The organism is Flavobacterium johnsoniae UW101 (assembly GCF_000016645.1).
Classification (GTDB): domain Bacteria; phylum Bacteroidota; class Bacteroidia; order Flavobacteriales; family Flavobacteriaceae; genus Flavobacterium; species Flavobacterium johnsoniae.
The window spans coordinates 40,382-65,808 of the sequence record NC_009441.1 but is presented as its reverse complement, the minus strand read 5'-3'; the positions used below and the strand labels follow the sequence as shown (position 1 = coordinate 65,808).

The 25,427-nt window shown below is 32.8% G+C and carries 29 protein-coding genes and 4 tRNA genes; 12 read left to right on the top strand and 21 right to left on the bottom strand.

The annotated features are described in order from the left end of the window. Positions 1 to 34 precede the first annotated feature (34 nt). From FJOH_RS00365 to FJOH_RS00315, 11 genes are all read right to left on the bottom strand, one after another. On the bottom strand, positions 35 to 544 hold the full coding sequence (locus FJOH_RS00365) for an SRPBCC family protein (protein ID WP_011921578.1): 510 nt from the start codon (positions 542 to 544) through the stop codon (positions 35 to 37). A gap of 31 nt (positions 545 to 575) precedes the next feature. Next, complete coding sequence (locus tag FJOH_RS00360; RefSeq protein ID WP_011921577.1) at positions 576 to 1,016, bottom strand: sterol desaturase family protein; 441 nt, start codon at positions 1,014 to 1,016, stop codon at positions 576 to 578. A gap of 235 nt (positions 1,017 to 1,251) precedes the next feature. Beyond that, positions 1,252 to 2,091, bottom strand: a complete 840-nt coding sequence (locus FJOH_RS00355) for a phytoene/squalene synthase family protein (RefSeq protein ID WP_011921576.1) — start codon at positions 2,089 to 2,091, stop codon at positions 1,252 to 1,254. A gap of 4 nt (positions 2,092 to 2,095) precedes the next feature. After that, positions 2,096 to 3,562, bottom strand: a complete 1,467-nt coding sequence (locus FJOH_RS00350) for a phytoene desaturase family protein (protein ID WP_011921575.1) — start codon at positions 3,560 to 3,562, stop codon at positions 2,096 to 2,098. A 37-nt stretch (positions 3,563 to 3,599) separates the two neighbouring features. Beyond that, on the bottom strand, positions 3,600 to 4,499 hold the full coding sequence (locus FJOH_RS00345; RefSeq protein WP_011921574.1) for a MerR family transcriptional regulator: 900 nt from the start codon (positions 4,497 to 4,499) through the stop codon (positions 3,600 to 3,602). Between the two features lie 206 nt (positions 4,500 to 4,705). After that, a complete protein-coding gene (locus FJOH_RS00340) occupies positions 4,706 to 5,206 on the bottom strand; it encodes a tetratricopeptide repeat protein (RefSeq protein ID WP_011921573.1) in 501 nt (166 codons plus the stop codon). 196 nt (positions 5,207 to 5,402) lie between these two features. After that, positions 5,403 to 5,475, bottom strand: a tRNA-Lys gene (locus FJOH_RS00335). A gap of 175 nt (positions 5,476 to 5,650) precedes the next feature. Further along, positions 5,651 to 6,055: a helix-turn-helix domain-containing protein gene (locus FJOH_RS00330; protein ID WP_011921572.1), complete on the bottom strand. Its 405-nt coding sequence runs from the start codon at positions 6,053 to 6,055 to the stop codon at positions 5,651 to 5,653. 256 nt (positions 6,056 to 6,311) lie between these two features. After that, a tRNA-Leu gene (locus FJOH_RS00325) sits at positions 6,312 to 6,394 on the bottom strand. Between the two features lie 44 nt (positions 6,395 to 6,438). Further along, positions 6,439 to 6,511 (bottom strand) — tRNA-Lys (locus FJOH_RS00320). A gap of 40 nt (positions 6,512 to 6,551) precedes the next feature. Further along, a tRNA-Lys gene (locus FJOH_RS00315) sits at positions 6,552 to 6,624 on the bottom strand. 126 nt (positions 6,625 to 6,750) lie between these two features. On the opposite strand from FJOH_RS00315, the gene FJOH_RS00310 reads away from it, so the two are divergent. Next, positions 6,751 to 7,269 (top strand): shikimate kinase, encoded by a 519-nt coding sequence (locus tag FJOH_RS00310; RefSeq protein WP_011921571.1) that lies wholly within the window; start codon positions 6,751 to 6,753, stop codon positions 7,267 to 7,269. Here the strand turns inward: FJOH_RS00310 and FJOH_RS00305 are convergent. Both FJOH_RS00305 and FJOH_RS00300 read right to left on the bottom strand, forming a co-directional pair. Further along, a complete protein-coding gene (locus FJOH_RS00305) occupies positions 7,261 to 7,761 on the bottom strand; it encodes a phosphoribosyltransferase domain-containing protein (protein WP_011921570.1) in 501 nt (166 codons plus the stop codon). The two genes, FJOH_RS00310 and FJOH_RS00305, sit on opposite strands and share 9 nt — an antisense overlap. A 74-nt stretch (positions 7,762 to 7,835) precedes the next feature. Further along, a complete protein-coding gene (locus FJOH_RS00300) occupies positions 7,836 to 8,231 on the bottom strand; it encodes an RNA-binding S4 domain-containing protein (RefSeq protein ID WP_011921569.1) in 396 nt (131 codons plus the stop codon). A gap of 79 nt (positions 8,232 to 8,310) precedes the next feature. Here FJOH_RS00300 and FJOH_RS00295 point away from each other — a divergent pair, with 79 nt between their 5' ends. Beyond that, positions 8,311 to 9,477 (top strand): FKBP-type peptidyl-prolyl cis-trans isomerase, encoded by a 1,167-nt coding sequence (locus tag FJOH_RS00295; RefSeq protein WP_011921568.1) that lies wholly within the window; start codon positions 8,311 to 8,313, stop codon positions 9,475 to 9,477. Positions 9,478 to 9,670: 193 nt separating this feature from the next. On the opposite strand, the gene FJOH_RS00290 is transcribed toward FJOH_RS00295, so the two are convergent. The 4 genes from FJOH_RS00290 to FJOH_RS00275 all read right to left on the bottom strand — a co-directional run bounded on the left by FJOH_RS00290 (position 9,671) and on the right by FJOH_RS00275 (position 13,125). Beyond that, positions 9,671 to 10,624: a transketolase family protein gene (locus FJOH_RS00290; RefSeq protein ID WP_011921567.1), complete on the bottom strand. Its 954-nt coding sequence runs from the start codon at positions 10,622 to 10,624 to the stop codon at positions 9,671 to 9,673. A 73-nt stretch (positions 10,625 to 10,697) separates the two neighbouring features. Beyond that, positions 10,698 to 11,546 (bottom strand): transketolase, encoded by an 849-nt coding sequence (locus FJOH_RS00285; RefSeq protein ID WP_011921566.1) that lies wholly within the window; start codon positions 11,544 to 11,546, stop codon positions 10,698 to 10,700. Positions 11,547 to 11,796: 250 nt separating this feature from the next. Next, a complete protein-coding gene (locus FJOH_RS00280; RefSeq protein WP_011921565.1) occupies positions 11,797 to 12,099 on the bottom strand; it encodes a hypothetical protein in 303 nt (100 codons plus the stop codon). 102 nt (positions 12,100 to 12,201) lie between these two features. Further along, on the bottom strand, positions 12,202 to 13,125 hold the full coding sequence (locus FJOH_RS00275; RefSeq protein WP_011921564.1) for a polysaccharide deacetylase family protein: 924 nt from the start codon (positions 13,123 to 13,125) through the stop codon (positions 12,202 to 12,204). Positions 13,126 to 13,284: 159 nt separating this feature from the next. Here FJOH_RS00275 and tgt point away from each other — a divergent pair, with 159 nt between their 5' ends. From tgt to FJOH_RS00230, 9 genes are all read left to right on the top strand, one after another. Further along, positions 13,285 to 14,415, top strand: coding sequence for a tRNA guanosine(34) transglycosylase Tgt (gene tgt / locus FJOH_RS00270; RefSeq protein ID WP_011921563.1), 1,131 nt, complete (start codon positions 13,285 to 13,287; stop codon positions 14,413 to 14,415). Positions 14,416 to 14,482: 67 nt separating this feature from the next. Beyond that, a complete protein-coding gene (locus FJOH_RS00265) occupies positions 14,483 to 15,571 on the top strand; it encodes an LptF/LptG family permease (RefSeq protein WP_011921562.1) in 1,089 nt (362 codons plus the stop codon). Continuing rightward, entirely contained in the window at positions 15,558 to 16,448 is an 891-nt protein-coding gene (locus FJOH_RS00260; protein WP_011921561.1) for a DMT family transporter, read from the top strand. Before FJOH_RS00265 ends, FJOH_RS00260 begins: the two co-directional genes overlap by 14 nt. A gap of 112 nt (positions 16,449 to 16,560) precedes the next feature. Then, a complete protein-coding gene (locus tag FJOH_RS00255) occupies positions 16,561 to 17,514 on the top strand; it encodes an acetyl-CoA carboxylase carboxyltransferase subunit alpha (RefSeq protein WP_011921560.1) in 954 nt (317 codons plus the stop codon). Positions 17,515 to 17,655: 141 nt separating this feature from the next. Beyond that, positions 17,656 to 19,200 (top strand): replicative DNA helicase, encoded by a 1,545-nt coding sequence (gene dnaB / locus FJOH_RS00250; protein ID WP_011921559.1) that lies wholly within the window; start codon positions 17,656 to 17,658, stop codon positions 19,198 to 19,200. Positions 19,201 to 19,379: 179 nt separating this feature from the next. Continuing rightward, complete coding sequence (locus FJOH_RS00245; protein WP_011921558.1) at positions 19,380 to 19,739, top strand: hypothetical protein; 360 nt, start codon at positions 19,380 to 19,382, stop codon at positions 19,737 to 19,739. Positions 19,740 to 19,765: 26 nt separating this feature from the next. Then, the gene (locus FJOH_RS00240) at positions 19,766 to 20,416 is read left to right on the top strand and encodes a hypothetical protein (protein WP_011921557.1); all 651 of its coding nucleotides are present in this window, start codon (positions 19,766 to 19,768) and stop codon (positions 20,414 to 20,416) included. Positions 20,417 to 20,423: 7 nt separating this feature from the next. Next, positions 20,424 to 21,014 carry a sensor histidine kinase gene (locus FJOH_RS00235; protein WP_011921556.1) on the top strand — a complete coding sequence of 197 codons (591 nt, stop codon included), beginning with the start codon at positions 20,424 to 20,426 and terminating at the stop codon, positions 21,012 to 21,014. Positions 21,015 to 21,314: 300 nt separating this feature from the next. Then, on the top strand, positions 21,315 to 21,980 hold the full coding sequence (locus FJOH_RS00230; protein WP_011921554.1) for a response regulator transcription factor: 666 nt from the start codon (positions 21,315 to 21,317) through the stop codon (positions 21,978 to 21,980). Here the strand turns inward: FJOH_RS00230 and FJOH_RS27330 are convergent. After that, complete coding sequence (locus FJOH_RS27330; protein WP_256527431.1) at positions 21,977 to 22,108, bottom strand: hypothetical protein; 132 nt, start codon at positions 22,106 to 22,108, stop codon at positions 21,977 to 21,979. The genes FJOH_RS00230 and FJOH_RS27330 overlap by 4 nt on opposite strands. 211 nt (positions 22,109 to 22,319) lie before the next feature. Here FJOH_RS27330 and FJOH_RS00225 point away from each other — a divergent pair, with 211 nt between their 5' ends. Continuing rightward, complete coding sequence (locus FJOH_RS00225) at positions 22,320 to 23,579, top strand: hypothetical protein (RefSeq protein WP_011921553.1); 1,260 nt, start codon at positions 22,320 to 22,322, stop codon at positions 23,577 to 23,579. 2 nt (positions 23,580 to 23,581) lie between these two features. Here the strand turns inward: FJOH_RS00225 and FJOH_RS00220 are convergent, their stop codons facing one another. The 3 genes from FJOH_RS00220 to FJOH_RS00210 all read right to left on the bottom strand — a co-directional run bounded on the left by FJOH_RS00220 (position 23,582) and on the right by FJOH_RS00210 (position 25,423). Beyond that, on the bottom strand, positions 23,582 to 24,391 hold the full coding sequence (locus FJOH_RS00220) for an endonuclease/exonuclease/phosphatase family protein (protein WP_011921552.1): 810 nt from the start codon (positions 24,389 to 24,391) through the stop codon (positions 23,582 to 23,584). Between the two features lie 56 nt (positions 24,392 to 24,447). Further along, positions 24,448 to 24,678 (bottom strand): hypothetical protein, encoded by a 231-nt coding sequence (locus FJOH_RS00215; protein ID WP_044047352.1) that lies wholly within the window; start codon positions 24,676 to 24,678, stop codon positions 24,448 to 24,450. A gap of 76 nt (positions 24,679 to 24,754) precedes the next feature. After that, positions 24,755 to 25,423, bottom strand: coding sequence for a DNA-binding transcriptional response regulator (locus FJOH_RS00210; protein WP_011921551.1), 669 nt, complete (start codon positions 25,421 to 25,423; stop codon positions 24,755 to 24,757). Between the last annotated feature and the right edge of the window lie 4 nt (positions 25,424 to 25,427).

The window sequence follows — 25,427 nt, the reverse complement described above, 5'->3', positions numbered from 1 at the left end:
AAACTATGTCTCTATGTGTTTAAAAAATAAAAAATTATATACTTTTTTGCTCTGCGTTAATTTGAATAATCTTTGGCTGTGATTTTGAATTAAACAATTCTTCGATTTTGTTATGACGGAAATCGAAAATAGTTTTCAACTTATTTTTTACTACTAACAGATTCATTAATCTTCCCAAAATTCCAAGCGGAAGTGCGTAGTGTACTATGTCAGTCATTTTGGTGCCGCCATCGGCAGTTTTTTCAAAAAAGTGTTTGTGATGCCATAATTTGTACGGGCCAAAACGCTGTACATCGATAAAATATTCGTTTTCTTTACAAGCTGTAATTTCGGTAACCCAGGAAATTTTAATTCCTAAAAGCGGCCTTAAAGTATAGGTTATAATTTGTCCGTGATACATTCGTTTATCGTCAAAATCTTTAATTTCAAAATTCATGTTATCAAGCGTAATGGTCTGCAGGTTTTTTGGACTGGAGAAAAAATCCCAGCAGTCTTCAACGCTGGCATTTACATATTGAACGGTTGCTATTTTGTATAATTTCATAAATCAGTTGTTGTAAATGTTACTAATCAAGTTACATTTTATAATACTTAAATGGTACAAACAACATTCCGAAACATTCTCCTTTTTCTTTCCCTAAATGTTTATGGTGTATTTTATGAGCTTTTCTGAGTGCAATAAGGTATTTGTTTTTAGTGTTCTTAAACCATTTAAAACGCTGATGAATCAATACATCATGAATTAAAAAGTAACAGGCTCCGTAAAGCGTAACACCGCAGGCAATGAAAAACAAATAATTGAATCCGCCCTGAACACCAAAATAAAATAAGAGAATACTCGGAATGGCAAAAATGACAAAGAAAATGTCGTTGCGCTCAAAAGTATCCTCGTATTTCGGCTGATGGTGGTCAGAATGAAAATACCACATAAAACCGTGCATTACATATTTGTGTGTAAGCCAGGTAACACATTCCATAAACAGAAAAACGCCTATAAAAATTAAAAAAGAAATCATTTTATAAATGTTGTAAATTAAAATTATGACTTTATTTCCTTTGAGTTTAGCTTTAGATTATAAAAGATTGACTCTAATGAATATTTTTTTCAGTCCCCGATTTTCTCGTTTTGTCATCCTGAGCGAAGTCGAAGGATCGCAAGTAACTCCGTAACGATAATACAATCTTTGTCGAGCTTCTACCGATCCTTCGACTTCGCTCAGGATGACAAACTGTTGGCTGCTTAATATAAAATTAAACCAGTTTTAGCTTATAAGTAACAAACGACTGCGCCAAAAGTCCGGCTTTTGTATAATTAGAAACCCTGATTCTGGCATTTCCAATTTCATGCGACGGCGTATTTTTTAGTTTTTTGAGTAGTTTTTTATAATACACATAAGCTGTATAAACTCCAAACTTGGCTTCGATTGGCAGTTTTACAATTCCCTGATAGGCAATACGGAAATCTTCTTCAATTTCTTTGATAATCTGCTCTTTTGAATCTTCATTAAAATTGCTGAGGTTGATTCCAGGAAAATAGGCCCGGTTCAAAATCGTGCTGTCATCTTTTAAATCTCTCAAAAAATTGACTTTCTGAAAGGCAGATCCTAAACGCATGGCTTCTTCTTTTAACTGCTCGTATTTTTGTTCTTTTCCTGAAACAAAAACCTTCAGGCACATTAAACCCACAACATCCGCAGAGCCGTAAATATAATCAGCATATTCGGTTTGGGTATTGTACGTTGATTTAATCAAATCGAGTTTCATGCTTTTTAAAAACGCCTGAACCAAATCGTCGGTAATGTTATATTCTTTTACAGTATGCTGAAATGAGTTCAGGATAGGATTTAAGCTGATTCCTAATTCCATTGCTTTATAATATTCTTTTTCGAAATCATCAATCAGGTATTCTTTTTCATAATCATGAAAAGAATCTACGATTTCATCGGCAAAACGAACAAATCCGTAAATGCTGTAAATAGCGTCGCGAATGCTTGGTGACAGCATTTTTACGGCAATCGAGAAAGAAGAGCTGTAGTTTTTTGTAACCAGCTTACTGCATTTAAAAGAAACGGCGTCGAATAGTGATTTCATTTTTTTAAGATCTTAAAGATTTTTGAATTAATTCAGCGGCTAGTTTTCCAGAAATTAACGCAGGGGGAACACCTGGGCCGGGAACAGTTAATTGTCCTGTAAAATATAAGTTACGAACTTTTTTGCTTTTCAGTTTTGGCCGCAAAAAAGCCGTTTGTAATAAAGTATTGGCCATTCCGTAAGCATTTCCTTTGTACGCATTATAATCTTGTACAAAATCATTTTTACAGAATGATTCCTTAAAGATAATGTTATTTCTAATTTCTTGCTGGGTAAGTTGTTCAAAACGAGTGATTATCTTTTCGAAATATTCTTCTCTAAGTGATTGATTGTCTTCAATTCCGGGTGCAAGCGGAATTAAGAAAAAACCGGTTTCCATTCCGTCTGGCGCACAAGTCAAATCAGTTTTGGATGGAAAATTGGCATAAAATAACGGTTCTTTTGGCCATTTCGGTTTATCATAAATATCAATTGCATGCTGATCAAAATCGGTATCAAAAAATAGGGCGTGATGCGAAATGTTTTCGATTTTTTTATTGAAACCAATAAAAAACAGGAGCGAAGAAGGAGCGAAGATTCGGCTTTCCCAATAATTATCAGAATAAGCGCGATGTTCTTTTTCTAATAAAGTCTCGGTATGCTGATAATCGGCTCCACTTAAAATAATATCAGATTTTATGATTTCGCCGTTAATAACAATTCCTGTGGCGGTTTTGCCTTCAACGATTATTTTTTCGATTGGCGAATTGGTTTTAATGGTTACGCCAAGTTCTAAAGCTAATTTTTCGATGCCGCGAATAACATCAAACATTCCCGTTTTAGGATGCCAGGTTCCAAGACCGAAATCGGCATAATTCATAAAATTGTAAAAGGAAGGTGTTTTGGTTGGTTTGGCACCGAGAAACAAAACCGGAAATTCAAGAATTTGAATCAGTTTTTTGTTTTTGAATTTTTTACGAATATCAGCACTAACATTTCCTAAAAACTGATTGAGTTTAAGAGCGGTTTCTTTCGTAATCAGTTCAAGCGGAGAAACTCCGGGACGATATACCAAATCTTTTATGGCAATGTCATAATTGCTTTTGGCCTGATTGATAAAGGTTTCAAGTTTTTGACCGCTTCCTTTTTCAATTTCCTCAAATGTATTTTTGATTGCTGCAAGATTATCATAAATGCTGATAAAATCATTTATGCCAAAATAAACCCGATAAGCCGGATTGAGTTTTACAAGCTCGTAATAATCTGAAGGTTTTTTGTTGAAATCCTGAAAAAAACGTTCAAAAACATCAGGCATCCAATACCAGCTTGGTCCCATATCAAATGTAAAGCCGTCTTTTTTAAATTGTCGGGCACGGCCTCCAATTGTTGGATTTTTTTCATAAATAATCACTTTGTTCCCTTGTTGTGCCAAGTAACATGAAGCGGCTAACGAAGAAAAGCCTGATCCTATTATGGAGATTGTTTTTGTCATTTGTTTAACAAATATACAAAAACTTTAAACAAAGCAATTAAATTGTTTCCATTGTTTCTTCCATAGAATCGAAAATTCGGATTCTTTCGGGTAAATTTTTTCTGTCGATATGTTCAACCATTTTGCCCATAAGCCATACTTCATTGTTTTTTTGAAGTAGTTTTTGTCCCATCGATTTTACATATTGATTAATAACACTTCGATCCGGCTGTATAGTCATGAAAGAAACAAAAGTGATGTTTTCAAAATGTTTGGTTAAATCCTGTAAGTTTTCAATAGGCATGCTTTCGCCTAAATAAATAGTTTTGTATCCTTTTGATAAAATTTCATATTGAAGATATAGTAAGCCAATTTGGTGAATTTCATTTAACGGAAGAGAAAGCACAAAAATTCTGTCGGTTTTTGTTGGTTTCTGAATCTGAAGGCTTTCGGTATAAATTAAGATTTTCTGTTTGATCAAATGACTCATAAAATGTTCATTTGCAGGAGTTATGGTTTCAGACTGCCATAACAATCCTAATTCTTTTAATAAAGGTAAAAAATGCTCCTTAAAAACTTCTTTGAATGTTTTCTCAGAAATAAGCCAGTCAAAAGTGTTGAAAAATAATTCCTGGTCAAAATTCATCATCGCCATTTTAAAAGACGTGATGGCATAATTTTGAGAGTTTTTCTTTGATATGATTTCGCGGACTAATTGAGGGATTTTTTCCTCGGGATAAGTTGCGATTTTAGAAATTTTATAACCGTATTCGTGTAATAAAGTAATATTTAAAAGTTTCTGTAAATTCTGCAGGTTATAAAGCCTGATATTAGTATCGGTACGCATTGGTTCAAGAATGTTGTATCTCTTTTCCCAAATACGAATTGTGTGTGCTTTAATTCCGGATAAATTCTCAAGATCTTTTATACTGAAAACAGTTTTTATATTGTTTATCATTTTTTTTGGTTAAGTGAACAAAAGTAAAATAAAATCTCAAAAAACCCTTGCAACTTGTTAAAAATCATAGATTACTAGGGGGTTACGTCGTTTTTAGCTTTAAAATTATTTACGAATAAAATGATTTGAAAGATTTTTTAGCACATAAAAAAAGCAATCTGTAAATAAAATTTTACAGATTGCTTTTACTTGTTTTTTGCGTTTGGTTATTTACAAAATGAGTTTCTGTTTTTTATGGCGCTTTGGCTTCCTAATTCGATTGCTTTTGAAAAATCTTTGCATGAATTTTTCTTGTCTCCAATGTTGTTATAAGCCAAACCTCTTAAGTTATAGGCAACATAGTCTCTTGGGTTTAAATCAAGACAAGAGGTGCAGTCACTAATTGCTTCTTTAAAATTTGATAGTTTAAAGTTTACATTGGCACGGCCAGTAAAAGCATCGGCATTCATATTGTCTAATTCGATTGTTTTGTTAAAATCAGACATGGCGCCTTTTAAATCGTTTAGTTTGAATTTTGCAACGCCTCGATTTTGATAAGCTTCAACAAATTTAGAATCCTTGCTGATGGCTTTTGTGTAATCGGCGATTGCACTTTTGTAATTTCCGGCTGCAGCTTTATTAAAAGCTTTGTTAAAATAAATCGCTGCGGTTTGCGACCACGACGAAAAGCTTATCATAATAAATGATAGTACTAGTAGGTTTTTCATAAGACTAATTTGGGATTAGTGGTTTAATTATTTCTAAAACGAAAATAAGAAAGTTTTTTTTGTAAGAGGATTTTTGGATCTGAATTTTTTCATCTGATTTTCACAATAGAAGTGTGAGTGATAAAATCAAAAAAAAGTACGAAAGGAAAAGTAGTAAATAAAAAAAAAGGCCAAGTAAAAAATACTTGACCTTTTGTGACCCGACTGGGGCTCGAACCCAGGACCCCATCATTAAAAGTGATGTGCTCTACCGACTGAGCTATCGAGTCTGTTGTTTTCTCGAATGAGGGTGCAAATATAAGTACTTTATTTAGTTTATGAAGCCTTTTTTTGCAATGATTTTTGTGATAAATTAGATTGTAGTTGTAAAAGCTTATTATGCAGTAGGATATGTTTTTTAAAATGTCATAGTGCAGTGTTCAAAGTCCTAATTTTCTGAATTATTTATTTGATTAGTTTCTCAAGTCTTTGCATCATCTCGTCTTTTTCCTTCAACATTCTCTCATACAAAGCAATTTTTTCTTCATGAAGTTGAATTATTTTGTCGATTGGATTGGTATTAAATGTAGGGCTGTAACCTGTATTTAAAAAAGCTCCATTATCAAAAGTATTAGAAATAATATTGATCGCTTGTTCTTCGTTAAAATTCTGAAAAGCTTCCATCGGAATTTTTAATATTGCAGAAATTTGTTTTAGAAGGTTATCCTCAATTACATCTTTCTGCTCCAATAAAGAAATTTTCTTTTGACTCCAATCTTCTCCTAAATCATACGCTAAAGCTTCCTGTTTTATGTTAAGCATTTCTCTAAAACGTTTTACGTTTCTTCCTTGATGTATTTTCTGTTCCATAATGAGTATATATTTTCTAAAGGCTCAAAATTAAAAGCCGTCCAGATTGAAAAAAATCTGATTTTCAAAGATAAAAAAATATCCTGCAAAATATCTTTTTGTCAGATATTATATCTGCTTTGTGGTATTTTGTTTCTTTTTAAATCTAATTTCTGAAGGTTGTTTTGCTGTTCGAAATTTTCAGGAAATATAAAGAGAGAATCTTAAAGGCAAAAAAAAACGGGACAAAGCAGATTTTCTGCTTTGTCCCGTCAAGTGACCATGGAGGGATTTGAACCCTCACGCCCTTGCGAGCACCACCCCCTCAAGATGGCGAGTCTACCGTTTCTCCACATGGCCGATAAAGAAAAAAGGTCGAGTAAAATAAATTACCCGACCTTTTGTGACCCGACTGGGGCTCGAACCCAGGACCCCATCATTAAAAGTGATGTGCTCTACCGACTGAGCTATCGAGTCATTGCTTTCAAGAAATTTAATTTGTTAATCACAAAATTTGTGACCCGACTGGGGCTCGAACCCAGGACCCCATCATTAAAAGTGATGTGCTCTACCGACTGAGCTATCGAGTCATTTAATTCCTTGAATGCGGGTGCAAATATAAGGAGTTTTTTTTGAAGTTTCCAAGCAATTTTATCATAAATTTGTCTTTTTTTTGGAAAAGTTTCCAATCGCTTAGTTTATAAGGTTTTATTAATATGGAAAAAATTGTATTGTTAGGTTACATGGGCTGCGGAAAGTCTACAATTGCCCAAAATTTGTCAAAAATCACCCAAATTCCGTTTTTAGATTTGGATATCTGTATCGAAAAAAGAGCAAATTTGTCGATAAAAGAGATTTTTGAACAGCACGGAGAGATCTATTTTAGAAAATTAGAGCACGAAATGTTTCTTGAATTACTTCAATCTTCAGAAAATGCTATTATAGGTTTGGGTGGAGGAACTCCATGTTACGCTAATAATCATTTATTACTGCAGCGAGACGATATTGTTTCGGTTTATTTAAAAGCTTCTATTGATACTTTATATAATAGATTGGTACATAATAAAAGTAAACGTCCTTTAATTGCTAATATGGACGAAGAAGAAATGAAAGAATTTATCGCAAAGCATTTATTCGACAGAAGTTTTTATTACAACCACGCACAGCATAAAGTGGCAGTTGATAATAGAACAATTGACGAAACGGTTCAGGATATTTTGGATATTTTAGCTTAGAAAAGCATAATTGTCTCCGTTTTCATCAAAAACAACCTGAACGTGTTCTAATAAAGAAGTTGATAAAGAGATTCCTTTAAAATCTGCTTTTACAGGGTATTTTTTATGATTTCTGTCAACAAGTACTGCTGTTTTGAATTTCTTAAGCGGAACGTCAAGGAAATGGCGGACAGCATAAATTAAAGTAGTTCCTGAGTTTAATACATCATCAACCAGCACAAGTCCTTTATTTTTATAATCTTCTTTGCTTAAAGAAGTCTGAATAGGGGACTGTGGGTTTTGTTTGTCAATTTTGACTTCGCAAAGAGAAACTTTTAATGTTGAAATTGTGCGTAAAGATTCTGCTAGTTTTTGAGCAAAAACAGAACCATTAGATGCGATTCCTGCAATTACAACTTCTTCTTCGTCAACAAAGGTTTCGTAGATTTGATAAGCGATACGTTTTATTTTGTGTTCGATTTCCTGATTTGTTAAGATGATGTTTTTGCTCATGATTATTTTTTTTGCTAAAATACAATTACAATTTTAGATTTTAGATTGTAGAATTCAGATTTTTGAATTGAAATTTAAATTTCATCTTCGTTTTCTTCGTCAATAAAATCATTTCCGTAATCGTCGATATCTCTTCTGTCTTTTTTAGTTGGTCTTCCTGTTCCGCTTTTACGGTAATGTTCTTTAGAAAGTTTCAACAGTTCTAAATGTTCGTAAGCTTCCGGCGGTGTTTCGTTTTTTCGGTATATATCAACAAGTTTTGCACCTACACGGCTTTCAGGGATATCTAATACCGTTATAATTTGTGTAATTTGATCTTTTCTAAAGGTAATTCTGTCAGTAGGGAAAACCTCTTTTGATGGTTTTGCAACTAGCCCGTTTACAGTGATTTGGTTCTTTTTACAAGCTTCGGTTACCATATTTCTGGTCTTGTAATAACGAACGCACCATAAGTATTTATCTATTCTCATAATTTTTCTAAAATCCAAGTTAAATTCTTTACAAAAATAAATCAATATTGTATCTTGCGCACCTAAAAAATTAACAATAATGAATAAATTTAAATATTATTTTGTTTTATTACTCGCAGGACTTGCAATTGTATCTTGTAATAAAAAGGATGATGATGAAGAGATTGTGCCTCTAAGAGATTATCAAGAACAATATAATACTGATAATGCAAATATTGAAGAATATTTAAATACCTATTTTATAACAGTAACAGATGCTCCGGGAGAACAAACTGATCAGGATGTTACATTTACTAAAATTACTGATCCTTCAACGCAGCCTTCAATAATGTCTTACCTTAATAGTCCAACATTTCCAAAGCTGTTAAAAAGAGAAGTGCCTATGCATGGTATTGTATATCAAATGTATTATTTGGTTTTGAGAGAAGGTACCGGGACTTCCCCAATGAATACTGACGGTGCATTTACATCATATAGAGGTGAGTATTTAACTCGTGTTGCAAAAACAGATACTGAGGCAGAACATTTGTCAACAACGTTTTTTGAGCAGGTTTTATTTCCAACTAAAGCGTTAGATTTATATGGTACGATTATAGGCTGGAGCGAAGCTTTTCCTCAATTTAAAACAGGAACTGCTACAATGAAACCTGATGGCAGTATGAAATATGAAAATTTTGGTGCAGGAGTATTATTTATTCCTTCTGGTTTAGGTTATTATGGTTCGGGAGCAAGTGCAATTCCGGCTTATTCTCCTTTAATTTTCAGCATTAAATTATATGATTTAACTCGTTTGGATCATGATCTAGATGGTGTTTTTGATTTTGAAGAAGATATTAATGGAGATGGATATGTGTATGATTTTAGAAATACCACAGAATACCCAACTCCTCCTGCAAATCAATATGATGATGATACAGATAAAGACGGTATAGCAGATTTCTTAGATTCAGATGATGATGGTGATGGTTATTCTACCCTTTTTGAAATTACAAAACCTACTGGAACTGAATTTTTGGGTGGTTTGAGTAAATATTATCCATACAATCCTGTTTCAGATAATCCTGCTACGCCAAATTATGATGAAACAGAAAAATATGGTATTCCTAGAAGACCAACAGGAGAATTAACAAATCCTAATTTACCTGAATCTATAAATAATCCTAGAAAGTTTATTGAAGATGATTATTTAGCTGCAGGAAGAAAAAGAATTCATTTAGATAATACATATCCTTATAAAAAGAATTAAGGAGCGAAATAAATAGAATAAAAAAAACCTCGAATTGAATTTCGAGGTTTTTTTATGACGTTTTTCAATCCTTGGAAGCTTACATTCAATTGTTTTTGCTGGTGAATTGTGAATTCGATTGAATTTGATACCAGCTGGAAAAAGAAAAGCCTCGAAATTTGAGTTTCGAGGCTTTTTTGTATGTATGAAAAGATTACTTTCTTTTGATAACTTTTTCTACAGCTTCAACAATCGCTTGATTGTTTAATTTGTATTTTTCCATTAACTGCTCAGGAGTTCCAGATTCACCAAAACTGTCTTTTACAGCAACAAATTCTTGTGGAGTTGGATTGTTTAAAGCTAATACGCCTGAAACGCTTTCTCCAAGACCTCCTAGGTAGTTGTGCTCTTCTGCAGTTACTACACATCTTGTTTTAGCAACCGATTTAAGAATTGCTTCTTCATCAAGAGGTTTAATAGTGTGAATGTTGATTACTTCTGCAGAAATTCCTTTTGCTTCTAAAGCTTCAGCAGCAATAAGAGCTTCCCAAACTAAGTGTCCTGTTGCGATAATCGTAACATCTGTTCCTTCGTTTAATAAAATTGCTTTTCCAATTACGAATGGTTCGTCAGCCGGAGTAAAGTTCGCTACAACTGGACGTCCGAAACGTAAATAAGCCGGTCCGTGGTGGTCTGCTAATGCAATTGTAGCAGCTTTAGTCTGGTTGTAATCGCAAGTATTGATTACTGTCATTCCAGGAAGCATTTTCATTAATCCGATATCTTCTAAAATTTGGTGAGTTGCACCATCTTCTCCCAGCGTTAAACCAGCGTGAGAAGCACAGATTTTTACATTTTTATCTGAATAAGCAACAGATTGACGGATTTGGTCGTAAACTCTTCCTGTAGAGAAGTTAGCAAAAGTTCCAGTAAATGGAATTTTCCCTCCAATTGTTAAACCTGCAGCGATTCCAATCATATTTGCTTCAGCAATTCCAATTTGGAAAAAACGCTCTGGGTGATTTTTTTTGAAATCATCAAATTTTAATGATCCAATTAAGTCAGCACATAATGCTACAACATTTTCATTTTTTTGACCTAGTTCAGTCATTCCCGCTCCAAAACCAGAACGAGTATCTTTACTTCCTGTATTTTCGTATTTTTTCATTTTGTTTTTTGCTATACGCAATAGGCTGTAGGCAATAGGCTTAAAGCTTAATGCTTACTGCTTAAAGCATTTTTTAATAATCCGCTAAAGTTGAAACGTTTTGAGCTAAAGCACTAGCCAATTGGTCATTGTTTGGTGCTTTACCGTGCCAAGCATGAGTGTGCATCATGAAATCTACACCATTACCCATTTCTGTATGTAATAAAATACAAACTGGTTTTCCTTTTCCTGTTCTTGATTTAGCATCAGTTAAACCAGCGATGATAGCATCAATGCTGTTTCCTTCTTTAATTTCTAAAACATCCCAGTCAAAAGCTTCAAATTTAGCGCGGATACTTCCCATTGGTAAAACTTCATCGGTTGTTCCGTCGATTTGTTTTCCGTTAAGGTCGATTGTTGCAATAATGTTGTCTACTTTTTTAGCAGAAGCGTACATAATAGCTTCCCAGTTTTGACCTTCTTGTAATTCTCCGTCTCCGTGTAAACTATATACAATATGATTGTCTTTGTTTAATTTTTTAGCTTGCGCTGCTCCAAGAGCTACAGATAAACCTTGTCCTAATGAACCAGACGCAATACGAACTCCAGGTAAACCTTCGTGAGTAGTTGGGTGTCCCTGTAAACGAGAATCTAATAATCTGAATGTAGCTAATTCTGAAACTGGAAAATAACCGCTGCGTGCCAGAACGCTGTAAAAGACAGGAGAGATGTGTCCGTTTGAAAGGAAAAATAAATCTTCTCCAATTCCGTCCATATCAAAACCTTCTTTGCGGTCCATTATATTTTGATATAGTGTTACCAAAAATTCAGTACAACCTAAAGAACCACCTGGGTGTCCAGAGTTTACAGCATGTACCATTCTAAGAATATCTCTTCTTACTTGGATCGTTAAATCGCTTAATTGTTGTGTGTTAGGCTTCATTTTATATGTAAAATTTTAAACTGTAGCAAAAGTAACGGATATTTTGTGGGGAGACAAATGATTTTCTGCTTTAGTTTGTTTCAATTGTTAAATTTTTTTGCTCTTTTTTTATCAGATTTGGAAAAAATACAAGAAGTTGATAATTGCATATAAAAATTTTGCCGCAGATTAAATGAATCAAAATGATTTTAGAAATCAACTGAATTCGTTTAATCTGCTGCAAAAAATATTCTCGAAATTGATATACTTTTTAATTCGTATCGCTTTCGCTGTAATAGTTGTTTTCTTCATCTTCAGAACCAATATCTTCCTGCTGGTCGTCTAGTTCAGAGCCTGGAACATCTAAATCGTTGCCAATTTTATCACTGTTCTGTTTCCATTCGTGATTGTCATTGTTAATTATTCTTTCTCCAGAAATATCTTGAGGGTCAATATCTTCTAATCTTTCTTCTTGATTGTAAATATCTTCGTTTGCTGGGTAATCCATGTTTTCAAGGTTTTTTTCAATTTTTTCATCCTTGATGTCATCTAATTTATCTTCTGAGTTTATCATGATTTCTATATTTAAAATGTTCTTAATAAAGTTATGAAATCTATGGTTTGAGTTCTTATATTTTTAAAATCAGAATCTTATAGTATTCGCATCAATATAAAATCATCTAATGGAAGAAATTTCTTTCCAGGTAATTAATTGAATGTTATTTTTTTTAAGTTTTGCTTTGCATTCATCACTGGTGAAAAAATCAAAATCTATTTGACGCCATTCTGAACCAAAATTAGGATGGTTAACCGTAATTCCCTGCATTTCAAAATCATCATATGCAGGATGAAGCAGGAAAACATTGAATCCCGAAACAACATTGTCTAAAGCTTTTTCATATGATTTTCTAAGTTCACCTTTTTCGAAATCTGCATAATATCCAATAAGAAGATTATCAGCTAAAAGAGTGTCTTCAAAATTGTATTGTTTATCAGATAGACTTATAGATTCTACAAAACCTTTATTAATGAAAACCGGTAAGTTGTATGTTTTTCCTAATTCTCTATAAATATCTAAAATTTCTGGTGTTACACCAACACTGCACATATGTGAATCCAGATGTGTGGGCTGAATGCCAAATTGCAGCGCTTTTTCAATTTGAGCAATAAGTTCTTTTTTAATTTCAGAAAGTTTAGCGTTGTCTTTAAAATCTTTTCTGGTTTTATAAAAATAACCGTTTTGATCTGCTAAGCTAGAAACTTCGGAAATAGGAAGGACGGGACCAAACTTGTAATTTTCCCATTCGCAAGTCAAAGTTAAATGAATACCGCAATCAAAATCCGGATTCTTTTTAGCAAATTCAGCCATTTCGTAAAACCACGGACAAGGAACCATAATACTATAAGAGTTTACAGATCCGTTTTGAAGTGCTTTTATTGTGGCCTGATTTTCTGAATGCGATAATCCGGCGTCATCAGCATGAATAATTAATAGTTTGGCATTTTCGGGATATCCAAGTTTTTGAGCTAAATTCATTTGATTTTTTATTGTTGCGGATATACTGCGTGAAGACTTTGGCTGAACTCTGTCTGACAGCATTACATTTCATTTTTAATAGATTTTACTCAAATTTAAAAATTTCTGAAGTTTAGCTTTTATGTTGTTTTCGAATTAACTCAATTTTATAATTGACAAATAATCTAATTAATTAAATTTCCGTGAAATTAGATTATCTTTGCCGACTGAAAAAAGAAACAAATGAAGTTCGATTTATTACAAAAAGATCCGCAGTCGAAAGCAAGAGCGGGGAGTATTACTACTGATCACGGCGTAATTGAAACGCCTATTTTTATGCCAGTTGGAACGGTTGCATCTGTAAAAGGTGTGCATCAGCGTGAGCTTAAAGAAGAAATAAATCCGGATATTATTCTAGGAAACACTTACCATTTATATTTACGTCCGCAGACTGAAATTCTTGAAAAGGCAGGCGGACTGCACAAATTTATGAACTGGGATCGTAATATTTTGACCGATTCTGGAGGATATCAAGTATATTCTCTTTCTTCAAATAGAAAAATTAAGGAAGAAGGGGTAAAGTTTAAATCGCATATTGACGGTTCATATCACTTTTTTACGCCAGAAAATGTAATGGAAATTCAGCGTACGATTGGAGCCGATATTATTATGGCTTTTGATGAATGTACGCCTTATCCTTGTGATTACCGTTATGCACAGCGTTCTATGCATATGACGCACCGCTGGTTAGATCGTTGTATCAATCATTTGGAAAAAGTTCCTTATAAATACGGTTACGAACAAACGTTTTTTCCAATTGTTCAGGGAAGTACTTATAAAGATTTACGCCGTCAGTCAGCAGAATATATTGCTAACGCTGGCCAACAGGGAAATGCAATTGGCGGACTTTCTGTTGGTGAACCTGCAGAAGAAATGTATGCAATGACTGAGGTTGTCTGCGAAATTCTTCCTGAAGATAAACCTCGTTATTTAATGGGAGTTGGTACTCCTATAAATATATTAGAAAATATTGCGTTAGGAATTGATATGTTTGATTGTGTTATGCCAACGCGTAATGCGAGAAACGGAATGTTGTTTACAGCAAACGGAACAATTAATATTAAGAACAAAAAGTGGGAAGCAGATTTTTCTCCAATTGACGAAATGGCGCATACTTTTGTCGATACAGAATATTCAAAAGCGTATTTACGCCACTTGTTTGCTGCAAACGAATATTTAGGAAAACAAATTGCAACGATACATAATCTTGGTTTCTATATGTGGTTGGTTCGTGAAGCTAGAAAACATATCTTAGCAGGCGATTTTAGACCATGGAAAGAAATGATGGTTAAAAATATGAGTCAAAGACTATAAAATGCGTTAATTTGTTTAATCGTTTATTCGGTTAAACGGTTAAACAAATAATCGATTAAACTTTGTTATGTTAACAATAATAGACAAGTATATTTTAAAAAGATATTTAGCCACTTTTTCGGTGATGATTTTGTTATTTATTCCAATTGGAATTGTAATAGACGTTTCAGAAAAGGTAAATAAAATGCTGGAAAACAAAATTCCGTTTACACAAATTGCGATCTATTATTACAATTTTACAGTTTATTTTGCCAATTCATTATTTCCGATATTTTTGTTTTTATCGGTAATATGGTTTACTTCAAAACTGGCGAATAATACAGAGATTATAGCCATTTTAAGTTCTGGAATTTCTTTTACGCGTTTCTTGCGTCCTTATATTATTGGTGCATCGATTGTTTCTGTTTTTGTGCTTTTGATGGGATTTTTTATTGTGCCTGCGGCTAGTGAAGGATTTAATAATTTTAGGTACACTTATTTAAAAGGAAATGGTAAACAGCTCATGCGGGGAGAAAATACCAATGTTTTTAGACAAATTAACGATCACGATTTTATTTTTGTAAATAGCTTTAATGAAGAGTCGAAGACAGCTTTTAATTTTACTTTAGAGCATTTTGAAAAAGAAAAATTAACATACAAAATAACCGCAAGTCGTATAAAATGGGATCCCAAAAAGAAAATATACACTTTATACGATTATACAAAAAGAACAGTTGGAGATTTGAATGATGTAATTGAAAAAGCTCCTGAGAAAAATGTAGGTTTTAAATTTGAACTTGCAGATTTGACTCCTGTTGTTTATATCGCAGAAACCCTGACTCTGGGAAAACTAATTGATTTTATTGAAAAAGAAAGAAAAAGAGGTTCTGGAAATATTAATACTTATTTAGTGGTTCTGTACAAAAAATACAGTGTGCCGGTTTCGGCCTTTATTTTAACTATTATTGCTGTTGCAGTTTCTTCAATGAAGCGCCGCGGCGGTATGGGAATGAACCTTGCTATTGGAATTGCCATTGCATTTTCATTTGTTTTCTTTGATAAAATCTTCGGTACACTTGCCGAAAAATCTACTTTTTCACCTTTATTAGCTGTTTGGTTCCCAAATATTGTTTTCGGAATTCTGGCAGTTTATTTATTACGTAATGCGAAACGATAATTTAAAAAGTTATTTAAATCTTCACTTAATAGTTTTTATCTGGGGTTTTACAGCCATTTTGGGCGCTTTAATTACCATTGATGCCGATAATCTGGTTTGGTACAGAATGTTGATCGCCATGATTTTTCTAGGCGGATTTATTGCATTTAAAAAGCAGTCTTTTCAGGTTCCTGTAAAAGAATTTTTTAAATTGATTTTTGTTGGATTATTGATTGCATTGCATTGGATTTTCTTTTTTAAGGCAATTCATGTTTCTAATGTTTCAATCACCCTTTCTATATTTTCTTTAGGAGCATTTTTCGCCTCTTTATTAGAACCGTTATTTTACGGACGAAAAGTCCTTTGGTATGAAGTTTTCTTCGGACTTGTTATTATTGCAGGTTTGGGACTGATTCTTCAGGTTGAAATAAAATATCTTACGGGAGTTTATTATGCTTTAGCAGCAATAATTTTAGGCGTTTTATTTACTTTAATGAATGGAAAATTAATCTCAGATCACGAACCTTCGGTTATTACTTTTTATGAATTTGGAGCGGGAGTTTTCTTCATTACGATTTATTTTTTATTTCAGGGAAAATTCACAGCAGATTTCTTCCAAATGTCCTTAAATAACTGGGTTTTATTATTGATTTTGGCTTCAATCTGTACAGCTTATGCTTTTACGGCTTCTGTAAAAGTAATGCAGCGATTAACACCGTATACAGTAATGTTAACGACTAACTTAGAACCTGTTTACGGGATCGTTTTGGCTTACTTTATTTTAGGAGGAAAAGAAAAAATGAGTGTCGAATTTTACATAGGAGCTGTTATAATTATCATAACAGTTATTCTAAACGGTGTTTTTAAACATTATCAAAACAAGAAGGAAAACTTGTAATAGTTTACTTATTTTTAAATTGCATTTTTATACTTTAAATAACAATTAACTTCGCCAATGATATAATATTTTTATATTTGCGGTTCGATTTACAAACAAAATTCAAAAATACATGGAATATTTAGATTTTGAGCTTCCAATTAAAGAACTTGAAGAACAGCTAGAAAAGTGCGTTATTATTGGAAAAGAATCTGACGTTGATGTAACCCCAACGTGCAAGGAAATCAATAAAAAATTAGAGCAGACTAAGAAAGATATATACAAAAACCTTACGGCTTGGCAGAGAGTACAACTGTCAAGACACCCAAACAGACCTTATACTTTAGATTATATCAAAGCAATTTGCGGTGATACTTTCTTAGAGCTTCATGGAGACAGAGGCTTTAAAGATGATAAAGCGATGGTGGGCGGTTTAGGTAAAATAAACGGTCAGTCGTTTATGATTGTCGGGCAGCAAAAAGGTTACAATACAAAAACACGTCAGTACCGTAATTTTGGTATGGCAAATCCAGAAGGATACCGTAAGGCTTTGCGTTTAATGAAAATGGCGGAGAAATTTGGTATTCCGGTTCTTACTTTAGTAGATACTCCGGGTGCATATCCAGGTTTAGAAGCTGAAGAAAGAGGACAGGGAGAAGCTATTGCCAGAAACATTTTTGAAATGGTTCGTCTGCAGGTGCCAATCATTACGATTATCGTAGGTGAAGGTGCTTCGGGAGGAGCATTAGGAATTGGTGTTGGAGACAGAGTTTATATGTTAGAAAACACTTGGTACTCTGTAATTTCTCCAGAATCATGCTCTTCTATTTTATGGAAAAGCTGGGAGTACAAAGAACGTGCAGCTGAAGCTTTAAAACTGACTTCTTCTGACATGAAAAAACAAAAATTAGTTGATGATGTAATTCCAGAACCACTTGGCGGAGCGCACTACGACCGTGAAACTACTTTTAAAACAGTAGCAGATTACATTACTAAAGGATATAATGAATTAAAAGACTTATCAACAGCCGACTTAATTGCCCAGAGAATGGACAAATACAGTAATATGGGCGAGTATAAAGAGTAAATTCATATTTAATGATTAAAAATCCGAAGCCCTGCGGTTTCGGATTTTTTTTTGGTTATCAACAAAAAAAACATATTTATAAACAACTGAATAGTTATAACTAGATAGCAATTTTTTTTTAAATTTTGTTACTTTCGCTATATGGAAAATTTCAAGAATGTAAACCCCGTAAAGGTCGATAAAACCACAATAATTAATCTCGAAAAAGGAAAACTCCCTCCGCAGGTTCTTGATTTAGAAGAGGCTGTGCTTGGAGCAATGATGATTGATAAAAAAGGGGTAGATGATGTAATTGATATTTTACAGCCAGATGCTTTTTATAAAGATGCGCACAAACATATTTTTGAAGCAATTCTGCAGCTTTTTACAGAAACACAGCCAATAGACTTGCTGACAGTTTCGACACAATTAAAGAAAAACGGAAAATTAGAATTAGCAGGAGGTGATTTTTATTTAATTCAGTTAACGCAGAAAATTGCTTCTTCTGCCCACATCGAATTTCACTCGCGTATTATTCTTCAAAAATTCATTCAAAGAAGTTTGATTAGAATTTCTTCAGAAATTATTGAAGAATCTTATGATGAAACTACAGACGTATTCGATTTGCTGGATAAAGCCGAATCTAAATTGTATGAGGTAACACAGGGAAATATCAAACGTAGTTCTGAAACTGCTCAGAGTTTGGTTCTTCAGGCGAAAAAACGTATTGAAGAAATTGCAGGAAAAGAAGGTTTGAGTGGTGTTGCAACCGGATTTGAAAAATTAGATGAAGTAACTTCAGGATGGCAGCCTTCGGATTTGATTATTATTGCGGCACGTCCGGGTATGGGTAAAACCGCATTCGTACTTTCGATGGCAAGAAACGTTGCCATTCAGTTTGGACATGCGGTGGCAGTTTTCTCTCTGGAGATGGCTTCGGTTCAGTTAATTACAAGGCTTATTTCTTCGGAAACAGGATTGTCTTCTGAAAAATTAAGAACAGGAAAATTAGAAAAACACGAATGGGAGCAACTAAGTACTAAAGTAAAAGATTTAGAAAAAGCCCCATTGTTTATTGATGATACGCCTTCGCTTTCAATTTTTGATTTACGTGCAAAATGTCGTCGTTTAGCATCACAGCACGGAATCAAATTAATTATTATTGACTACTTGCAGTTAATGACTGCCGGAGGAAATGGTAAAGGAGGAGGAAACCGTGAGCAGGAGATTTCGACTATTTCCCGAAACTTAAAGGCATTGGCAAAAGAGCTAAACGTTCCTGTAATTGCACTTTCACAGTTATCGCGTGCGGTTGAGACCCGTGGATCAAGCAAACGTCCGTTACTTTCGGATCTTCGTGAATCTGGTGCGATTGAGCAGGATGCTGATATTGTATCGTTTATTTACCGTCCGGAATATTATAAAATTGAAGAATGGGATGATGATGAAGCATCTCCAACTGCGGGACAAGCAGAGTTTATTATAGCCAAACACCGTAATGGTGGATTGGAAAATATTCGTTTAAAATTCTTAGGACACTTAGGTAAGTTTGACAACCTTGAAGACTTTACAGGTGGTTATGATGATTTACCTTCAAAAATGAATCACGAGGATAATCCATTTATTACAAAAAATCTGCCATCGGCCAATGAAGCATTTGGAAGCAACCTGAATGACGATGATGATGATAGTGATGTACCGTTTTAATCAGAATAAAAATCCTAATAAAAACCTTTGTAAGTATGTTCTTTCAAAGGTTTTTTTTATTTTAATTAATTACATAATCGAATCTATAATTTACTCCATAATATTTCTTACATAAAAATTAATTCGGTAGTTTCGCTAGACCATAAACAAATTAACTAATATTAAATTTTTAAAAAACTATGAGCGAAGAAGCCTTTCCAGACGCAGTTCTGATTCCTTTGGGTATAGCCAAAGAGTGGGAAAAAAGGTATCAAGATGACACCACCATCGAAGATCCTAAAACCAAAGTAAAATCTTTTTTAATTCCAAGAGAAACTTTAGAAAAAGTTTTAAAACTTGAAACTGAGGTTGTACGTGCATGTCTTGCTATTAATGACAAAGACGAAAGAACCTTACTTTTTGTTGGAGCTAGATTAGATAAAGAAACTGGTAAATACATTGATGTTTACGGAGAAGGTTCTTCTTATATGGCTAAATCTGCAGCAGATGATGCTGAAGAAGTAGTTTATGACGGAATACGTCCTAGTCCGCCATTTTAATTCTAAAATATTATAAAGTATATAAAATGATTGATATTTTAGTGTACTCTACATATTTTGTTTTAATAGTAAACTTAATAGCCTATTCATATAGCTTTTTCCGAAAGGAAAAAGCTAATGTTTTTTTTCTCTGCTATTTAGCTTTTTCAACTGTAATGCAATTGTCAATGGAATTATTATACCATTTAGGAATGACTAATTTGGTGGTTGTCAATATGTTTTTTGCTGGACAAATGTTGTTGCTTGGAATGTTTTACAATTCGCTGACAAATGTTAAAAGCCAAAAAATGTTCATTAAAATTAGTTTAATAATTGCATTATTAGTTTTAGCGATACAATTTTGTATGAATTCAAGCGTATTTCTTAAGTTCAATTTATTTGAAATCATCTTAACCAATCTGCTTATTGTGGTTTTTGCTCTATTTCACTTTTATAATATGCTTACAGAAGATAAAACATATTATTATATAAGTGTAGGTCTCATATTTTACTTATTAGCGAGTACAGTATTGTACTTAATTGGAAATCTTTCTATAGGTTTAAGTGATGATGTTAAGCTTTTAACCTGGATATTAAACAGTTTTTTAGTTTTATGTTATCAATTTTTTATTTTGTTCGAATGGATAAAAAGTTTTTCAAAAAAAGCATTTTCACCTAATAAAACTACCTTGAAATAAATTTGATATGAATACCCACTCAATACCAGAAAAAGAGCTTGTCGCTATAATATTATATATATCACTTTTCTTTATAATCGTTTCAGTCGTACTGATCGTATTTTTCTACTTCTCAAGAAAAAAAATCATTCAAAAAGAATTAGAAAAGAAAGATTTAATACTTCAGTATCAAAAAGAACAATTACATGCTGTTTTGCAGATACAAGAAGAAGAACGCAAACGTATTGCTCAGGATCTTCATGATGATATTAGTTCTAAACTTAATATTGTTTCCTTAAATACACACTTGTTGTCAGCGCCAAATTTAACAGAAGCTGAAACAACTGAAATTACAGAGAACATTATAAATTTAACAGCAAAAGCTTTAGAAAATTCAAGGAAAATTGCGCATAATTTATTACCTCCGGTTTTCGAAAAGTTTGGACTTCATGCAGGTATAGAAGAATTATGCGGGGAATTTGAGAGTAGTAAATCAGTAAAAACCTATTATAAAAACGAACTTGATTTTGATGATAAAGAAATCGATCGTCATTTGCATGTTTTTAGGGTTTTACAAGAACTAATGAATAATTCTCTTCGTCATGGAAAGTCTAATTAAATCTGGATTAATTTTAAAGAAGATAAAGGAACAAATACCTGTTATTATAAAGATAATGGAGTAGGATTTGACAGCGAAGATTTTGAAAATTACAGAGGATTGGGAATGAAAAACATCAACAGCCGTATTTCTTTCTTAGACGGAACGATCAGTTTTGAATCTGAAAAAGGAAAAGGAGTTGAAGTTATATTTACATTTTAAGTTAAAAAGTGAATTTTACATCAATAAAATAAGGCGAAATGGCTTTTTTTGATTCATATTTCGTATTTTCGATATACCAAACGACCAAAAACGTAAAAAATGAATGCCATTATCAAAATAGCTTTAGTCGACGACGAAGTTTTATTCCGGAAAGGAATAGCTTTTTTATTGCAGAGAGAAGATAATATTGAGATTGTTTTCGAAGCTTCAAACGGAGAAGACCTTGTAAATAAACTTCTGGAAAATGAAATTAAACCAGATATTATTATCATGGATTTAAAAATGCCGGTTTTGAATGGCGTTGAAGCAACAAAAATAATTAGGAAATCTTTTCCTGAAATAAAAATTATTGCACTTACCAGTTACGATTCAAAATCTTTTATTGCCAATATGATTCAGGTTGGCGCTGTTGCCTATTTAATTAAAAATACAACTCCAAAAGATTTAATTAAAACCATTAATGAAGTTAACAAAAAAGGATTTTATTATAACGAAAGTGTTTTGAAGACTATTCAGGAAACAATAGTTTCTTCAAAAAATTCAAAAGGAAATCTGGAAACAAGTTTTCTTTCTCCAAGAGAAATAGAAATTTTACAGCTTATTTGTCAGCAAAAAACAACTTCAGAAATTGCTGAACATCTTTTTTTAAGTCCAAGAACAGTTGAAGGGCATCGAAATAATTTACTTCTTAAAACAGAATCAAGAAATATTGCCGGTTTAGTGGTATATGCTATTCAAAATGAAATAGCAGTTTTAACGCTTTAACTTCCGCTTGTTAAAAACTGAATAGATAAAACATAATAAGCTACAATAGTAATTACAAGAACTCCAAGACCAATTTTTTGCATTACATTTAAACCTCTAGGCTGATGATTATTTTCATTAAACTTCATGACTGTTGTTTTTTTATGGCGGTTATTTAGATTATGGATTTCAAATGTAAGTAGAAAAAATAGTACAAAAATAGGTGTTTTTACCTGTTTTTACGAAAAGTATGGTCAATTTTACCGACGTAAAACTTTAACGTACTGCATTAGGGCAAAACCTTTGGATCGGTTATGTTTTTAATGACTTCCTCATTATCTTTACTAAAATATTTTTTTGATGAAAAAGAGTTTACTGTATATTTTTTTGCTGGTATTTTCATTGCAGACGAAGGCATCTTTTATTTTGCTTCCAATGGACGAAACTACACAGCAAAATCATCTAAAAGCATACGGAATAACATATTGGTGTTTAAGCCGCGATTATAAAGCAAGCTGGCTGTTAAATTATCGAGGTGGTTCATTCTTACTACCTGATGCTGAGGAAATACGAAAAGAATGTAAAATTAGAGGCGTTAGTTTTGAAGTGCTTTCTGATACTGAAGAAGCCTCTCTTTTAAATGATATTTCGAGTCCGTCACAAAATATGGAATCTGTAATTCTTGAAAAAGCACCAAAAATTGCTGTTTATACACCAAAGGGAAAACAACCGTGGGATGATGCCGTGACGCTGGTTTTGACTTATGCCGAAATTCCATTTACTCCTATTTATGATGAGGAAGTTTTGAGTGACCAGTTATTACTATATGACTGGCTGCATTTACATCATGAAGATTTTACCGGTCAGTATGGTAAGTTTTATGCCGCTTATAAAAATACACCTTGGTATATTGAACAAAAAAGAGATTCTGAAGCTTTAGCAGCAAAACTTGGTTATTCTAAAGTTTCACAGGAAAAAGGAGCTGTAGCAAAAAAGATTAGAGATTTTGTTATTGGAGGCGGTTTTATGTTTGCTATGTGTTCTGCCACAGATAGTTTTGATATTGCATTAGCTGCAGATGGAGTTGATATTTGCGAAACTATGTTTGATGGTGATCCAAGTGAATCTAACTATCAGGCAAAATTAAATTATGGAAATTCTTTTGCCTTTAAAGATTTTATTTTAGAAAGAAGACCAGAAGTTTATGAATTTTCAGATATTGATATGACTGGAAAACGCAGAGTTCCTATGGAAAAAGATTATTTTACTTTAATGGAATATTCTGCAAAATGGGATCCTATTCCTAGTATGTTATGTCAAAACCATACTCAATTAGTAAAAGGTTTTATGGGGCAGACTACTTCATTTAACGAAACATTGATAAAATCAAATGTTTTGGTTATGGGGACTTGTGAACTTAATGGCGAAGCTAGATATATTCATGGCGAAAAAGGAAAAGGAATGTTTACTTTTTTTGGAGGCCATGATCCGGAAGATTTTCAGCATCAGGTTGGTGATCCGCCTACAGTTCTGGATTTACATCCTAATTCTCCGGGATATCGTTTAATTTTAAATAATGTTTTATTTCCGGCTGCCAAAAAGAAAAAATTAAAAACATAGTTTTAATTTAAAAAGAACTCAAACCAAATAGGAATGTGGTCTGATATTTTTCTGGCTTCCTGAAGTGAATCGTAATTATTATAAAATAAAACAACTCCTGACTTAATAGGTTTTAACGTATTTGATTTGTAAAAAATATTATCAAATTCAGAAGCAAGACAGACTTCTGCTTTGCATTTTTGCTTTAAAGTTGTTTTTTGTTTTTGAAATACAGAAACATATCCCATTTTTTTTAATGGATTAAAAACGGTATGTGATTCGGGACAATTAAAATCGCCGGTAAAAACCAGATTTAGATCTGGGTATTCTTGCGGAAGAAATTTGAAGTATTTAATTTCAGTTTCAGGCTGTTTACTTTTTGTTATAGCATGAAAATTAACAAACGTAACTAGTTTTTTGTTTACTTCGAAGGTTGCAAAATAAGGTTCCCGGTCTATTTCTAAGTGATATTTTTTTTCCAGCCAGGGTTTGCCTTTCAATTTTACTTTACTTGTTTTCCAAATAAAAGCATAGCGCTCTTTTTTGTAACTGTTTCCACTTGTGGGATCACTTATTGTATAATCCCATTTTGAACCTTTTTCGTTTAATATTGAAGCAAGTTTTGCGACAGCCTGTGAGCCTCCGTATCCGGCAACAACTTCTTGGATAGCTATAATATCGTATTCTTGTACCGTTTTTGCAATAAAACTTAAAGAGGCTTGATACTTAGATTTTCCAAAGTTTTCTAAATTCCAGGAAATAAATTTGGTTTGAGAAAAGGCTTGGAATGAAGTAAGAAGGAATAAGAGGAAATAAAATGTACTATTTTTCATTAAATTTTAAAATCCAAATATAGTATATAGATTTCTATTTTCCTGCTTACTTACAATTAATGTTTCTTGTACCTGTTTTTTAGAGCTGTTCCAATAATTATAATTTGCAAAACCAGAAGAGCCGGGATACAAATTAGTTTCCAATCAATATCAAGCCAGCCTGTTTTCTCAGAAACAAAAGCAAAACTTACAGAAAGAAAAAGACAAAGAAGCATAGTTTTCATAATAATTCTATTATTGGGTGTATTGATCTTGGTAATGGGATCAAACTTATATTTAGGTTTCATCAGTTAATAATTTATACAAACTTAAATCTATGTAAGAGAATTTCCTTACGGGAAACCGTAACACATGTGTTAAACTCTACACCAGACCAAAGTCTTTTGCAATGGCAATTAAGTGTACATTGTTATTTGCTTTAAAATATATTTTTAATTTGTTGATTCGTTTTTCTATACTGCTGGTTCCATTTGGTGTAATCGATTTTTCTTTAAACTCATTTGAAATGTTTTCTAATATGTAACCTTTTGCCAGAAGTGATAAAATAGAGATATCATAAGATTCAATTTCGATAAGAGATTTGTCATTGAAACTAAAGTTTAAATCAGATGAAAGTATTCTTTCTTCGTTTTTAAAAGTTTTTTCAAGGGCAGATCTTAATTCCTGAATACTATTTCTTCCTTTAGATACATATGCATTTATTCCTAACTCATCAAAAAGAGTTTTAATGCGATACGATTTGTCTTCAATTGAAAACACAATTTTTTTTAATTCAGGCTGCACTTTATTGATTGCTTCAATTAATTCATCACCGCTTTCAATATTTGCTTTCCTATGGTCAGTCTTAAAAGATAAATCAGTAATAAGTAAATCGTACGGTTCTTTTTCGTTTAATGCTTTTTTTACTTTTAATAAACCTTCGTCACAATATTTAACATGGTCAATAACAGGAATATTAAGGTCTTCGAGAACTTGAACAACTGCAATACTAATACTATCTAAATCTTCTGCAACTAAAACTTTCTTAAACATATTA